We start from the raw sequence: 15,182 nt of genomic DNA, 5'->3' as shown, positions 1-15,182 counted from the left end.
GCAGAGATCAGACATCTGCGCAGACAGCTGGAGGCAGGCAGTGACCAAAACGGATCAAGAGAAACGACCTGATCCACAACTATTGACTATTGCTCGCCATAAGCCTCAGCCCGGCGATCCCGAGACTCCCCACGGTGTGCCCCGTACTCCTCGAGCGCGAGGCACACTGCTGTGTCCGTCCCTAGGGCGTGGCGTTGATCGTGGTTGTGTCGGTGCAGGCGGGGTTCGGGTGCGGGGCGGCTTGTTGGGCGACTGCGGTGGTCCACCGCTCCACGGCAACCGTGGTGTCGGTGTCGACGCTGGTCACGAACCGGACCCAGCCGTCGCCGTAGTCCGTGTCGGGGACAGTCCCGACGACGTATTGGTGTCCGGCCTCGAGCGGCAGGTAGGCGGGCTTCGTCTTCGCGTACCCGCCGCCGGCCACCGGCAGAACGGACTGCCCGATCGTCAGCGTTTCGCCCGGCGTCCCCTTCAGCGTCTGGTCGTCATCCGCGGTTCCTCGGGAAGCCTGTGGACGAGACGGTACGGGTGCGGCGGTGGCGCCTGAACAGGCCGGGGGTCACCCGCCCAGGGCCCGGGGTGCGGATGCACCGGGGGCGCCAAGATGCGGTGCACATCCTGCGGCGTGCGCGGGCCGCCCCGCTGCGGCCCGGGCCATGAGCGAGCGACATGCGGCTACGGCGCCGGGGTGTAGTGCACGACGGTCGTCTCGCACGCTTCGGCGTACACCGTCAGCGCGTCGGCCTCGGCCTGGTCTGCGGCAAGACCCCAGCGGAGCTTCGTCGCCGTCCACTCGCCGATGTAGCGGCACTGGGCGTCGGGGTGGGGCGGCATCCAGGTCGCCGGGTCCTGGTCGGCCTTCTGGCGGTTGGTGCGGGCGGTGACGGCGACCAGGGAGGCGGCGGCGTCCTGGTCGTTCGCGTACGCCTCGCGGCGCTTGGCGTCCCAGGCGCTCGCGCCGGAGTCCCAGGCCTCGGCGAGCGGGACCATGTGGTCGATGTCGAGCTTCGTGGGGTCGTTGACCTCCTGGCCGTCGTAGTACGACACCCACAGCCCGCCGGACAGCTTGCAGCCGGCCGCCACGGCAGGCGATTCGACCGCCTCGGCCTGCAGGACCTCCGCGCGTGTGTTGCACCCGTCGGCCGGGTTGAGGCCGACGTTCCAGTGCTTGAACGCCTCCCGGGTGTAGCCCTCACGCGCCTCGTCGGTGATGGGGAGTTGGCCGACTGCGTCCGCCAGGGCGAGCACGGTCGCGGCCGGAGCGGCAGCCGCGGGCACGCCGGCCGCGGTGGCCTGCGAGGGAAGGGCGAGCGGGGCAAGGAGCAGGGCGAGGGTGGCGGAACGCGCCAGGTTCTTGATCACGGACGCTAGAGATAGCGGTTCCAGCAAGTCTGACGTGCACGAATCTGAAGGGGTGTCCTCCCTGTGGGGGACGAAGTTCACCGGGGAAACGGTCCTCCGGCCCCACAGACGGATCAGGTCGTTCACGGGACGAGGACCGGCTGATCAAGCTGTTCGGTGCGCCGAGCAGGCTGAGCCTGAACCTGTCAACTCGCATTCCAGGTAGTCGGGTTGGCGGGTTTCACTCGTTGGTGGCAAGAAGTCGCTCGGACATCGGAAGCCTCGATTGTGACGTCCGTCACTCCAGTGCACACGTGCTACGCCTTGAAGTCTCATTTTCGCAGGTCAGGGCAGGCGTGACCGTAAAATGATCACGGAAAGCGCCCGTCTCGTCGCAGGGTGTGAAATTGGTGGAAGCGCGCATGCGTGTTCGGCCGATTGGGCCGGTTGAGTGATCCATGGCGGCGCCGGGGAGCCGCCGGCCCTACCAGACCTCAACGAAGAGGATCCATGACCGACAACGTGCGTGAGGAGGACGGCCGCGTGCCTGTGGCCGAGGCCCCGCTCCCGTTTCCACTGGAGTACGAAGCCCACTACCTCACCAACCAGGAAGCCTTCCACGAGTACGCGCTGGGCATCCTGCTGGCCAACGAACGAGCCGAGAACGCCGTCCACAACGCCTACGTGGAGATCCGCGTCCGCTGGGACACCCTGCTCGGCGAGAACGACCTCCAGGCACAGACCTGGCTGATCCTGCGCCGTGCCATCCTCGACGAGCTGATGGGCGGCCTCCGCGAGGAACTCGCCGCGCGCGACAGCGGCATCGGCCTCTACCCGGCACTCGCCAAGCTCTCCCCCCGCCAGTTCGACGCCATCGTCCTGCGCTACATCGCCGGGTACGACACCAAGAAGACCGCCCTGTACATGGGCCTCACCCCTGGCACCGTCACCCACCACATCCGCAGGGCCCAAGAGCGCCTGGCCCCCATCCACCGCCGCGCCACGCGGCCGATCAAAAAGGAGGACACCCAGTGAGCAGCACCACCTGGGAGCAGCTCTTCGCCAACGCCGACAACGCCGTCCGCGAGCCCCGCCGCGCCTTCGACGTCGGCGCCGGACTTCGCCGCATCGCCCAGGCCACAAGCCACCTGCCGGCCCCCGACCCGCAGCCCGCGGGCGGGCACCCCAGCGCGCGCCGCAGGCTCGGCGTGATGGCGCGGGTTACGGTCACCCAGGCCGGAGCCGCCTCCCACATGGAGAAGCTGACCGCGCTCCTCGGCGACGACGACACCGTCGCGCAGTTCGACGGCTGGACCACCGGCGTCGACATCGAAGGCGTCCTCGTCTTCGCCTGCATGCTCTACCTTGCCCGTCACCCCGAGAGCGCCCGGTTCTGGTGGCGGTTCGCGGCCGGCGCAGGATCCAGTGCCGCGGCGTACTGCCTCTACCTCGACCACCTCGCCCTCGGCGACGACCGCGACGCCCAGTTCTGGAAGCGCCAGATCACCGCCCTGTTCCGCCCCAACCGCGGCCCTGCCGTCGACCCGCAGACGTTCCTGAAGGCCCTGGAGCACTTCACCGGCTACTCGGCCCGCCACGACACCAGCCGAGCCGTGCTCACCGGCGGCCTCGAGGCTGACGTCGACCGGCTGGCCGACCGGCACACCGATGACGGCGACGGCCTGGTCTGCCGACCCGACCACGCCCTGACCGACCGCATCCATGAACTCGCCGGCCGCCCCTGAAAACAGCGAGGCCCGGCACGGGGCCGATGGTTCCTAGGCCGCCCAGCCCCCGCCGGACCACACACCAGCACCCCGAAGAACGGAGTACCTGCCATGCACAGTAACCGCCACCCCCGCGCAGGGAACAGGGCCGCGCGCATGCGCTCCTGGATCAACCGCCGCCGCACCGCCGTGCTCTCCAGCGCCCTGCGCGGTGCCGCCTACGCCACCGGCGCCGGCATCGTCAGCCTCGGCTTCGTCCTGCTCCAGCAGCAGATCTGACCCTCCGGCATCCCCGGGCCGGACGTACAGCAAGGTCCCCGCACCCACCGGGTGCGGGGACCTTCGTATGTCCAGTAGGAGCTGGAGCGACCGTCTCCACAGGTCCGCGTCCCGGGTGAGGCTGCGGCTCCCGCCGGGCTGGTGAAGACCAGGGAGACCTCATTCACTCGTCCTCGAAGCGCACCTCGCCGCCGTCGGCCCAGCACACCAATACCCCGCCGCGCCCGACAACGACAACCCTTTCCCCTCAACCCCCTGTTTGAAGACGACGGCCACCGAGTGGCCCTCGCGAAGACGTATGAGGCTTCGCAGGGCACGTGGTGGCCTCGTCTGTGTGCCTGTTGGAGCGAGTTCTTGAGGCCGGTCGGATCAGGTGAGGTCGCGGAAGGGGGTCCAGCCTCCGAGTCCGACGACTGTTCCTGAGCCCAGGGCGTTGGGGTAGAAGTAGAGCTTTCCGTCGGCGCTGGTGGCCCACATGTCGGGGGTGCCGTCCTTGTTGGCGTCGGGTACTGCGGTGAGGAGGGGGCGGTTGGTGGCGGTCCAGGCGCTGCCGATGACGGTGTAGTGGTCGCCGGAGCCGAGGGTGGCGCCGTCCTTGCCGCCGGAGTAGAGGCGGAGTTCGCCGGTGGTGTTGTGGCGGGCGATCAGGTCGAGGTAGCCGTCCTTGTTGTGGTCGCCGGGGGCGGCGAGGGTGTAGGGGCCCCACCCGGAGGTGCCGATGAGCTTGGGCTGGCGGCTGCCGTCGAGGGAGTGGTCTGCCGAGCCGTAGTACAGCCACAGCAGGTTGCCCTGCTTGACCAGGAGATCGGGATGGGCAGGCACATCGAACGTGCCATCGGCATCGGTGTCGAGAGGTCCGTCGACGTCACCTACGGCGAGGATCTGGTCGGCGTTGGACCAGTGGTTGTTGGCGCTGTCGAAGACGAACAGAGTCTCCTTGTTGTACTGGCATGCCTTGGAGACGCCGTCGGCTGCCTCGTATTGCTTCGAGCACGCGTGCCCGAACCCGTTGTTGGGGTGGAGCGTGAGGCTCTTGCCGTCGGTGGCTCCGTTGAGGGCGATGAGGTCTTCGTACCCGTCCTGGGTCCAGTCGCCTCGGCGGGTGATGTCCGCGCCGCTGAAGTCCTGGTTCGACGCGACGACGGCGGGGGCCATGACGCCGGTGCCGTGACCGGCGTAGAACCACAGTTCCCCATCGCTGCGTACGCCGTAGAAGTCGGCGAGGCCGTCACCGTTGAGGTCGCCGGGTTTGTCGGGGATACCGGTGCCGTTGGCGTAGAACCAGTAGCGGGCGGTGAGGGAGAGGTTACCGCCGGCGTCCAAGGCGCGGACGGTGACGGCGTGCCTGCCCACGCTGGGCGGGGTGAGGCTGACGCCGCTGTACAAGCCGCCGCCAAGGGGAAGCGTGATCTTGCGGATGGTCGGGTCCCAGTCGGTCCAGTACTCGAAGGCCGAGACCACCTCCGTCATCGTGAAACGGAAGCTGCCTGTCGTGCGGGCCATGCCCGTCTGCTCCGGCCATCCGTCGGCGCCGTCGGGGAACTGGTCGGAGGTCACGCTGGGCGCGGAATCCGGCCCTTTGGCATCGAAGGAGAAGGAGCAGACGGTAGTCCAGGGGCCGGTGAGTTCTCCGTCCTCGGCGCGAACCTGCCAGGAGAAGGAGGTCGTATCGTCCGGTGACATACCAGCGGCGGCCTGCATTTTCTTCAGGTCGTCATTCGAGATTACTGTTCTGGCGCTCTTGCCGGAGGAGACTTCGACGGTCCTGACCGCTTCGATGGAGGAAGCGCCGTGGCCTGTGGGCCACAGGGAGAAGCGGGCCTTGACGATGCCGCCGTCAGGGTCCGACACGGTGGCCGCGAGTGTCACATCGACATTGCCGATCGTCGCATTCATGTACGGGCCGGCTATGCACTCGGGAGCGTTGGTGTCCGGGCTGGTCCAGATGTTCGACGGGAGCTTCGGGTACGTGTTGTAGGTGGTGGTCATCATGGCGGTGCCGGCGTCGAACTTCTTCCATGCGAACACGTCGGACTCGTTGGTCGCACGGAGTCCGATCGTGATGTTGTTCCACTTCTTCGTGACCGCTTCCTTGGCGGCGGAAGTGGTGTCGAAGGCGATGTTCGCGGCCGCGCATCCGGAGTATCCGTGTGACTCGTTGGCGGAGTCGAGCTTCCGGGCCCACATGGTGCTGTTGTCGGTGTTGTTCCAGGTGGTCGACGAGGAGATCGCGCCGGTGAGCCACAGTTCCACGCCGCGGTTCTCGCAGGACCAGGACCAGACGTTCTTGATCCGGAATGTGGAGCCCTTGATGTACTTGTTGGTGTTCCACAGGTTGTTGGAGTCCATGCGGAAGAACGAGCGTCCGAGCCCGTTGGTGTAGTTCTCGTAGCCGACGCGCGCGAGGTTGGTTCCGACGCTGCCGTCCTCGTTGTGCCAGCCGGCTCCGTTGTAGTACGCCGTGTTCGGGGTGCGCTTGTAGGCGAGGGCCCATGCCTCGCGTACCCCGGGGGCGGAGAACGTCGGGTCGATGAACACCGGGTAGGTGGTGTCCTGATCGGCAAGGAGCTGCTGGTTCGGCTGCAGGGTCAGGGCGTCGTCGGTGACCGTGAGATCGATCTGGGCTTCCTTCGCGCCGTATCCGGGCTCGAAGGGGTCGCTGGGCGGTACTGAGGTGTCGCCGGCGAGCGTGCGGGCTTGGCTGGCGGCCGTCGAGCTGTCCCACATGCGGGGGGTGGGGGCCGTGAAGACCTCCTGGCCGGCCGGATTCACCGCGGTCAGGTTGCCGTCGGTGTCGGCAGCGACGTCCAGGCCGTTCGTGACCATGGCCATGCGGATGGTCTTGAGTGCCGGGTTCGCAGCCGCCTCAGGCGTCTTGACGACAAGGAGCTGGCCGAAGCCTTTGTTGCCGGCCCGCAGCTGCAGATCCACATCGGGCAGTACTTCGCGGTATGTCGCGGTGTCACCGACGGTCTCGGGGGCCGGCAGTGGCGTGGGCCAGTTGAGCGCGATGCTGCGGCCGTCCTGCTCGATGGTCACCGCCGGTCCCGAGCCGCCACCTGAGAAGGACACTCCGGTCGTAGTCGCGCCGGGGGCTAGCCGGCCATCCGGTCCAGGGCTCAGGTTCGTGTCGATCGGGACGAGCTTGTGGTCCTTTCTCGTCCACCGGGGCAGTACGTACTGCTCCTGGGTGAACGTGCCTGACGGGTCGGCAAAGACCTGGGACGTTTCGGTGCGCAGGGCCAGGACCTCGACGCGTTCGCCCGTCTCCCTGGCCTGCCGGCCTGCCTCCTCCTCGGGCTGCTGCGGGGGCGGGGCCGACTGGGTCAGGACCGCCTCCTCGGCTGTCAGGGCTGCCGCTCCCTGGGGGGCGAGCAATGCGCCGAGCAGAGCGGCGGTGGTAGCGGTCACGACGACGGCGGTGTTCGCCGGTCTCGTTCTGGTCTTCCGATCCCTCATGAATCTCCCTCCCCGGATCAGTCGCTTCGAACACTAGGTCGCCATCGCGAGCGGGCGGGGGTTCCTTCGGCATGGTTTCAGGGGTTGGCGTGAAAGGGCCTGGCGGGAGTGGACAGGGAGGGCGGTTGGCGAACCTATGCCCGGGATTGGTGATGCCGACCTGATGGATTGAGGACCTCTTTCTCCTCATTCGGGCAAATGCCGACGAGCCGAGCACTAGGTTCCGTAAATTGCTGATCTTTTCTGACGCACACACGCTCAGGGGTGGGAGATAACGATCATGAATGGATTAGGGAAACGCAGAGCGCGGACAGGGAGGGGCCGTCTGGGGGCGGTCTCAGTGCTCACAGCGGGATTCCTGGCCGCCGGGCTGCTCGGAGGGCCGGTTGCGGCAGCCGCCGTGGCATGGCAGCCCGGGGCGCCGGAGAAGACCGATCCGATACAGGTCGAGCCGGTGAAGGCGCCGAGAAGGGCCGCGCAGAGCAAAGGGGAGACGTCCGACACCAGGTGGCAGGCACCCAGTGTGACCTGGCCAGCCGCGGCTTCAGCCGAGCAGGGACTCGGCCGGGCCTCGGCGCTGCTGTCGTCCACGAACAAGGACGCACGGATCTCACCGCTGGCCGACGAGAGCGTCTCAGGTGTCCGGGTCTGGAAGCAGAACGCCAAGAGCGGTGAGAAGACGCGCGTCCGGGTCCTCGGCCGTGACACGGCGAAGCGACTCGGGGTCGAGGGCGTCGCGCTCTCTGTCGAACCCCTTCAGAAGGCCACCGGCACAGTCCAGGTCGAGCTGGACTACGACGCCTTCCGCCACGCCTACGGCGGAGACTGGGCCTCGCGCCTGCGGCTCCGCGCCCTGCCTGCCTGCGCGCTGACCACTCCCGGGGTCAAGGGTTGTGCCAGGGAGACGGAGCTCCCGACGGCGAATGACACCGAGTCCGGCAAGCTGAGTGCGCCCGTCGCCCTGTCCGCCGTGGCGGGGGAGGCCACGGTGGTCGTCGCCACCGCCGCCGCGGCCGGTGCGTCCGGCGACTTCCGTGCGACGTCGCTCTCCCCGTCCGGGTCCTGGTCGGCCGGCGGCTCCGGTGGAGGGTTCAGCTGGAGCTACGACGTCACCGCTCCTGACGTACCCGGTGACGTCAGCCCGAAGCTGTCGATCGGCTACAGCTCGCTGGCCGTCGACGGCCGGACCGCCGCGACCAACAACCAGCCCGGCGGGATCGGCGACGGCTGGTCGATGGAGCCGGGCTACATCGAGCGCCAGTACATCTCCTGCATGGACGACAAGACCGGCAGCAACAACACCACCGCCAAGGTCGGTGACCTGTGCTGGAAGAAGGACAATGCGGTCCTCAACCTCAACGGCCGTACGAACCAGCTGATCCGGGACACCGCCTCGGGCGACTGGCACCTGGAAGCCGACGACGGCACGACCATCGAGAAGGCGACCGACGCCGGCGCCGACAACTTCGGCGACAACAACGGTGACAACAACGGCGAGTACTGGAAGGTGACGACGCCAGACGGCACCCGGTACTACTTCGGTGCCAACCGGCTCGACGGCTGGGACTCGGACAAGGACGAGACCCGGTCCACCTGGACGGTCCCCGTCTTCGGCAACCACTCCGGCGAGCCCTGCTACAACGCGTCCTTCAAGGACGCCTGGTGCCAGCAGGCATGGCGCTGGAACCTCGACTACGTCGTCGACCGGCACGGCAACGCCATGACGTACTACTGGGGCGAGGAAGGCAACTACTACGGCCTCAACGTCAACCCCAGCACCGGCGCGTCCACCGCGACCCCGTACGACCGCAGCGGCTACCTCAAGCGCATCGAGTACGGCCTGCGCGACACCGCCCTCTACGGCCAGTCCACCGCCAGGGTCGTCTTCTACTACTCCCAGCGGTGCGTCACCGACTGTGGCACCTTCGACGCGGCCCACGCGAAGAACTGGCCCGACGTGCCCTTCGACCGGCACTGCGCTGGAACAGACTGCAAGGACCGCTACTCGCCGTCCTTCTGGACCCGCTACAGGCTCGCCACCATCGCCACCCAGGTCTGGTCCACCAGCGCCTGGAAGCCGGTCGACACCTGGGCCCTGGACGCCAACTTCCCCAACCCCGGCGACGGCGGCACCCCGCTCTGGCTCAGGTCGATCACCCGCACCGGGCACACCGGCACCGGTGACGTCAAGCTCCCCATCGTCACCTTCATGGGCACTGCTCTGCCGAACCGCGTCGAAGGCGCCACCACGGGAGGCGAACCGGACCCGGTCCCTGGTCTGCGCCGCTACCGGGTCACGGCTGTCAACACCGAATCCGGCGGCACCATTGGTGTCGGCTACACGCCCGAGAACTGCTCCGCCACCAGCCTCCCCTCGCCTGACGCTTCGAACACTCGACGCTGCTACCCGGTCAAGTGGTCTCCGCCTGACGCGCCGTCCGACAACTACGAGCCGTACCTCGACTGGTTCCACGCCTACGCGGTCAACCTGATCGTCGAAACCGACAACACCGCCGGCGGGGTCCCCAAGCGGACCGAGTACACCTACCCCGAGGGCATGGCGTGGGCCAAGGCCCCGGACGACGAGTTCACCAACGCCAAACACCTCACTTACAGCGACCGTAAGGGCTACGGCCTGGTCCAGGTCCGCTCCGGCACCTCCCCGGCCCCGCGCACCCTCAAGGAATACCGGTACTTCCGTGGTATCCCTGGTGCCGCAGTGAAGGACAGCGAGGGACTCGCGGTCACCGACCACGCGGCGTTCACGGGCATGATCCGCGACGAAGCCACGTACAACGGTGACGGCGGCCGCCTGGAGACGAACACCAGCTACACCCCGTGGGTGTCGACCGCAAAGGCGACCGAGACCCGCGCCGAAGGACTCCCCGCCCGCCACGCCTACATCACGGGTGGCGCGAAGGAGAAGCAGCGTACGGCCGTCGGCCAGAGCTGGCGCACCACCGAGACCCACCGCACGTACGACTCGAACGGCGACCTGCTGACCGAATCCCGGCTCGGCGACACCGCCAAGTCCGGCGACGAGGAATGCACCACGACCACCTACGCGCCCGGCACCCTGCTCGGGCTGCCCACGCAGGTCCAGACCGTGGCCAGGCCGTGCGGCGCGCCCACGACCCTGCCGGCCGACCTGATCTCCACGGAACGCCGCTACTACGACGGCGCCACCTCCCTGACCACCGCGCCGGTGAAGGGGAACGTCACCCGCCTCGACGAGCAGGACGCCGCAGGCACCGGCATCATCACCACGGCCAAGCACACCTACGACCAGTACGGCCGTGAGCTGACCGAGGCCGATGCGCTCGGGAACACCACCACGACCGCGTACACGCCGGCCACGGGCATCCCCACCTCCATGAAGGTGACCAACGCACTCGGGCACGCCACCACCACGACCTACGATCTGCTGCGCGGGGTCGCCACCGCGGTGGTGGACGCCAACGGCAAGCGCACGGACGCGGTCCATGACGGCCTCGGCCGCGTCATCCAGGTGTGGCAGCCCGGCTGGCCCAAGGCCGACCACACCACCCAGCCCTCCGTCCAGTACGAGTACAAGATCTCGCGGACCGAGCCCAACGCGGTCACCTCCAAGACCCTCAAGCAGAATGGTGAGTACCGGGTCACTCATGCCCTGTACGACGGGCTGCTCCGTGAACGCCAGACCCAGACCCCTGCGGTCGCCACGCAGCACACGATCCTGACGGAGACCGTCTACGACACCCGTGGCTGGGTCGCCAAGAGCTTCGCCCCCTACTACGGCGACGTCGCCCCGTCGACGACCCTGTACACGGCGAAGCAGGAGAACGCCGTCGACAACGTCACCGAGAACACCTACGACGGCCTCGGCCGCGTCACCGACGCCGTCTCGCTCTTCCGCGGCACCGAGAAGTGGCGGACCAAGACCGTCTACGGAGGCGACCGCGTCACCGTCACCCCGCCCCAGGGCGGCACCGTCACCACGAAGGTGACCGACGCCAGGGGACGCGCGACCCAGCTCATCCAGTACGCCGGCGCCGGGCAGACCCAGCCGCAGACCACGACCTACACGTACGGGAAGTACGGAGAGCCGGACTCGGTCACCGACCCGGCCGGCAACACCTGGTCGTACACGTACGACAGCCGTGGCCAGAAGACCCAGGTGGCCGACCCCGACAAGGGCCTCAGCGTCCTCACCTACGACGCACTGGGCCAGGTCGTCACTGCCAAGGACGCCCGCAACACCACGCTGACCACCAGCTACGACAAGCTCGGCCGCAAGACCGAGGTCAAGAACGGCACCACGACGCTCGCCACGTGGACGTACGACACCCTCGCCAAGGGCCAGCTCACCAGCAGCAGCCGATACGTCGACGGGGCCGAGTACAAGGAGCAGATAGGCGGCCTGAACGACCGGTACCAGCCGACGTCGAGCAGCCTGACTGTCCCCGCCGCCGCGGGCGGCCTTGCCGGCACCTACACGTGGAGCTACGGCTACCACGACCAGACCGGCGCCCTGTTTTGGACGCTCAACCCCGCGATCGGCGACATTCCGTCCGAGCGTGTCACCACCAACTACAACAGCGACGACCAGCCCTACCGCACCACCCGCGAAGGCGTCATCCTCGTCGCCAACGTCCAGTACGACCACTACGGCCGCCCCGTCGGCACCGAGTTCGGGCACGAGCTCGACAAGAAGGTCTGGCGGACCCAGGCGTACGACGATCACACCGGCCGCCTGATCGAGCGGACCACGGACCGGTTCCTCGCCCCCCAGCGGGTCGACCACTCCCTGTACACCTACGACCCGGCGGGCAACGTCACCAGCCGGACCAGCACCACCGGCCAGGACGCCACCGCGTCCACCGACCGTCAGTGCTTCACCAATGACCAGTTCGGCCGCCTCACCCAGGCGTGGACGGGCAAGACCGACTGCACCACCGCGCCGAGCACCACGAGCGTCGGCGGCCCGGACGCGTACTGGCTGACGTACGGCTACGACAAGCTGGGCAACCGCACCGAGCAGCAGGACAAGCTCACCGGCGCCACCACCGCGTACACGCCCGGCGGGTCCGCCCGACCGCACGCGGTGGAGCAGGCCACCGTCACCGGTGGTGCCGACAACGGCCGCGTCAGCACCTTCCAGTACGACGCGACCGGCAACACCACCAACCGCACGATCGGCACCAAGACACAGAACCTCACCTGGGACGCCGAGGGTCACCTTGCCACCCTCACCGAGGCCGGCAAGACCACCAGCTACGTCTACGACGCCGACGGCACCCGCCTCCTCACCAGGAACGGCGACGGCACCCAGGTACTGACCCTGCCCAACGGCGATGAGCTGAAGCTGGCGGCCAACGGCACCACGAAGAACGCCACCCGCTACTACACCCACGCCGGCGAGACCATCGCGGTCCGCACCGGCACGACCATCTCCTACCTGGTCGGCGACCACCAGGGCACGGCCCTGACCGCCATCAACACCGCCACCCTCGCCGTGACCCATCGCAAACAGCTCCCCTTCGGCGAACTGCGCACAACCCAGTCACCGGCCTTCGCCACCCGCGGCTTCGTCGGCGGCACCAACGACCCCACGACCCTGACCCACCTCGGCGCCCGCGAATATGATCCGGCCATGGGCCGCTTCCTCTCGGTCGACCCGGTCATCGACTTCAACGACCCGGCCCAGATGAACGCCTACTCCTACGGCCACAACAACCCGCTCACCAAAGCCGACCCCACAGGCCTCAAGCCCGACGGGCCGGTCGGCGGCAACGGCGTCAGCGACTACTTCTACGCGCAAGACCGAGGCATGACCACCGGCTACTACACGCAGAAGAACGGCCAGTACGTTTGGAACCAGAAACCCCGGACAGACCCCGAATCTCAACGCAAGTACAGGCAATACCGCGCCGACCCCGCAAACTACAAGGTGTTCCACTACAACGCCAAGAAGAACGCCCAGGCAAAGAAGGACGCCGACGACCGGAAGGCAAAGAGGGAGGCACAAGCAGCTGCGGAGCAGCGCAAGAAGGAGAACGGGATCTTCGATAACATTATGGAAGGAAACTGGGGGGCAGCCTGGGACCAATCGAAATCTGGACTGCATGACACCTTCGGCACCTGGGATGGCTGGAAGAATAGAGTCTTGCCAGCCGTTGGTTTCGGGGCATGTGTGGTCGTTTCAGCCGGAATGTGCACCGTTGCAGGTGTGGCAGTGGTGGGGACGACTTTCATCGGCGACGGCGTGACAACGGGTAGTTGGCAGTGGGCCACAGCAGGCAAGAGCCTGGGGTGGACGTTGGCTGGCGGCGCTGTAGCAAGGGGGATTGCAGGAAGTTGGCGAACTTCGGCAGTCGTTACTCGCACTCGGGTCAAGACCGTGTATCAAGCAGAGAACGTCACCATCTACGGGTACCGGAAGACGGTTGAGTTGGGCGCCACATCTGCGAACATGGGCCTCAACGCAGGGCTCTCCATGTCGTTCTGTGGCGTAGGGTCGGCCAGCCTAGGGTACGCACCAGTCGCCTCGGTCTGCTGAAGGAAAGCCTTACCCTGCATGTGGTGTCATTAGTCAGATCCAGAAGACAGCGAGGCAAGTTACAGTGAACTTGATTGTGCTGAGGCGGAGTTCCTGGGTAATTATCTCTTGGATAGTCATCTTGGGACTGGGAATCGGCATGCTCGCGGCGGTCTACAAGGTTAGCTCGATGAATGGTTTCCGAGTGGGCTGGCAAGGGATACCGATTTACTTGGCGCTCTCTGGAATCGCTGGAAGGATCGCGAGTTGCAAGGTAATTCTGAGCGATGACACTCTCACGGTGGTAAATCCACTGCGGACCCATCACGTGCCCAAAGCCGCGATCCGAGAAGTATCGGTTGGCGATGAAGGAACGCTCGAGATTCACATCAACACAGACCGGCCTATCGCGTCGTTTGCGTTCGGAGGATCTCTCGTCGATCGGTTTAAAGGTTCGAGCGATAAGGCGCAGCGAAATATCCACGCCTGGCTCCTCTCCGATCGTATGACGAGCACTGCCCCAACAACGGCAGGTCCAAAGATCCACTGGACTCGATGCCCGAGTGCTGATGCGTGTCTGGTTCTGTGCCTCGTCCTGTCGGTGGTGGGGGCCATCTGGGTGTCCTTTACTTCCGGATGATGTTGTTGGCTTCCACAGCGTTTCGATTGGGCCGTCGGCTTACACTTGGCTCCTTTGCCCTCAGGGAGCCGACGGCCCGATCACTTCGACGATGAGGCGGACGTTCCGTCAGGCCTTGGATGCAGAAGCCTGGTCAGGCGGGCAGGTCTCGGAGACGTCGCCGTTCGAGATTTGCTCGAGGCGCCGGACCAGCAACTTGGCGGGTATGAGCACGGCGACGCCGACCGTCGTGGCAGTGAGCTCTTTCCAAGCTGGCGGTGATGACCGCGAGTTGGACGGGCCTGCGCAACGACGAAGGTCCTGGTAGACGGGTTCTCGACCAAGATCACCCGTGTCTGCCAGGAGCTTCGTGTGCTTGTCTACCCGTCGGCGATTGATCTGTCCAGCCGCACCTTGCGGTTCCTGACCGGACGGCTGGAGGCCAGGCGGCGGGAGATCGGGACGCGTTGGCGACGCCTTCCCGCCTCGCGACAGGCCCTGCTCGCCCTGGCCCACCTGCGATGCGGTGACACCTACGCCCAGCTGGCCGCCGGGTTCGATGTCGGGATCGCGACCGTCTACCGCTACATACGTGAAGTCGTCGAGGCCCTGGCCGGCCTTGCCCCGTGCCTGGCCGAGGCGATGCGGATGATCCGGGAGAAGGCGTTTGTTATCCTCGACGGCACCCTGCTGCCGATCGACCGCATAGCCGCCGACACCCCCTACTACTCCGGGAAGCACAAGCGCCACGGCATGAACGTGCAGGTCCTCACCGATCCGTTCGGACGGCTGCTCTGGGTCTCGCCGGCTCTGCCCGGCTCGACTCACGACCTGACCGCCGCGCGGCAGCACGGGATCATCGAAGCCCTCACCGAAGCAGGACTCAAGTCCTGGGCCGACAAGGCGTACCAAGGCGCCGGCAACCCCGTCCGCGTACCGTTTCGGGGCCGGCGCCTCACGCGGTGGAAGCGCCGCCACAACACCACCCACGCCAAGATCCGCTGCCTTGGCGAGCAGGCCATGGCCACCCTGAAGAGCTGGCGTCTCCTGCGAAAGCTCCGCTGCAGCACCAACCGAATCACCGACGTGGTGAAGGCCGTCCTCGTCCTTCACCACGCGTCAGCGTGAGGTTGGAAAAGGCTCAGTAAGGATCTTCAGCGTCGTCTCTCGAGGGTGAGGACGGCTTTGGTGATTGACGTGAGTCGGTTGGGGCTGACCCGTGCTTTGCGGAAGATCCGCC

The 15,182-nt window shown here is 66.9% G+C and carries 9 protein-coding genes and 1 pseudogene; 6 read left to right on the top strand and 4 right to left on the bottom strand.

The features are described from left to right. Positions 1 to 181 precede the first annotated feature (181 nt). Complete coding sequence (locus tag AB0E19_RS37330; RefSeq protein WP_362189280.1) at positions 182 to 424, bottom strand: hypothetical protein; 243 nt, start codon at positions 422 to 424, stop codon at positions 182 to 184. Positions 425 to 675: 251 nt separating this feature from the next. Next, on the bottom strand, positions 676 to 1,362 hold the full coding sequence (locus AB0E19_RS37325) for an HNH endonuclease family protein (RefSeq protein ID WP_362189277.1): 687 nt from the start codon (positions 1,360 to 1,362) through the stop codon (positions 676 to 678). Between the two features lie 489 nt (positions 1,363 to 1,851). Between AB0E19_RS37325 and AB0E19_RS37320 the strand changes: the two genes are divergently transcribed. The 3 genes from AB0E19_RS37320 (at position 1,852) to AB0E19_RS37310 (ending at position 3,347) form a co-directional block, all read left to right on the top strand. Next, entirely contained in the window at positions 1,852 to 2,376 is a 525-nt protein-coding gene (locus AB0E19_RS37320; protein WP_362189274.1) for a sigma-70 family RNA polymerase sigma factor, read from the top strand. Then, positions 2,373 to 3,086 (top strand): hypothetical protein, encoded by a 714-nt coding sequence (locus AB0E19_RS37315; protein ID WP_362189271.1) that lies wholly within the window; start codon positions 2,373 to 2,375, stop codon positions 3,084 to 3,086. Before AB0E19_RS37320 ends, AB0E19_RS37315 begins: the two co-directional genes overlap by 4 nt. A 93-nt stretch (positions 3,087 to 3,179) precedes the next feature. Then, on the top strand, positions 3,180 to 3,347 hold the full coding sequence (locus tag AB0E19_RS37310) for a hypothetical protein (protein ID WP_362189268.1): 168 nt from the start codon (positions 3,180 to 3,182) through the stop codon (positions 3,345 to 3,347). A gap of 369 nt (positions 3,348 to 3,716) precedes the next feature. Here the strand turns inward: AB0E19_RS37310 and AB0E19_RS37305 are convergent, their stop codons facing one another. Continuing rightward, positions 3,717 to 6,758: a VCBS repeat-containing protein gene (locus AB0E19_RS37305; protein ID WP_362189265.1), complete on the bottom strand. Its 3,042-nt coding sequence runs from the start codon at positions 6,756 to 6,758 to the stop codon at positions 3,717 to 3,719. Between the two features lie 571 nt (positions 6,759 to 7,329). On the opposite strand from AB0E19_RS37305, the gene AB0E19_RS37300 reads away from it, so the two are divergent. From AB0E19_RS37300 to AB0E19_RS37290, 3 genes are all read left to right on the top strand, one after another. Continuing rightward, the gene (locus tag AB0E19_RS37300) at positions 7,330 to 13,344 is read left to right on the top strand and encodes an RHS repeat-associated core domain-containing protein (protein ID WP_362189262.1); all 6,015 of its coding nucleotides are present in this window, start codon (positions 7,330 to 7,332) and stop codon (positions 13,342 to 13,344) included. Between the two features lie 139 nt (positions 13,345 to 13,483). Beyond that, positions 13,484 to 13,963, top strand: a complete 480-nt coding sequence (locus AB0E19_RS37295; protein ID WP_362189283.1) for a PH domain-containing protein — start codon at positions 13,484 to 13,486, stop codon at positions 13,961 to 13,963. A gap of 351 nt (positions 13,964 to 14,314) precedes the next feature. Then, positions 14,315 to 15,070 carry a transposase family protein gene (locus tag AB0E19_RS37290; RefSeq protein ID WP_362189259.1) on the top strand — a complete coding sequence of 252 codons (756 nt, stop codon included), beginning with the start codon at positions 14,315 to 14,317 and terminating at the stop codon, positions 15,068 to 15,070. A 26-nt stretch (positions 15,071 to 15,096) separates the two neighbouring features. Here the strand turns inward: AB0E19_RS37290 and AB0E19_RS37285 are convergent. Continuing rightward, positions 15,097 to 15,182: pseudogene (locus AB0E19_RS37285) on the bottom strand (IS5/IS1182 family transposase); the annotation flags it as partial.

The sequence above is a fragment of the Streptomyces sp. NPDC047974 genome (assembly GCF_040653375.1).
In the GTDB taxonomy this organism is placed as follows: Bacteria; Actinomycetota; Actinomycetes; order Streptomycetales; family Streptomycetaceae; genus Streptomyces.
Note: the sequence above shows the minus strand (reverse complement) of the source record. Positions and strands in the feature narration are given on the sequence as shown.

Coding starts and splice junctions, on each gene's coding strand:
- AB0E19_RS37310 (WP_362189268.1), top strand. CDS start 3,180: ATGCACAGTAACCGCCACCCCCGCGCAGGGAACAGGGCCGCGCGCATG.
- AB0E19_RS37320 (WP_362189274.1), top strand. CDS start 1,852: ATGACCGACAACGTGCGTGAGGAGGACGGCCGCGTGCCTGTGGCCGAG.
- AB0E19_RS37295 (WP_362189283.1), top strand. CDS start 13,484: ATGCTCGCGGCGGTCTACAAGGTTAGCTCGATGAATGGTTTCCGAGTG.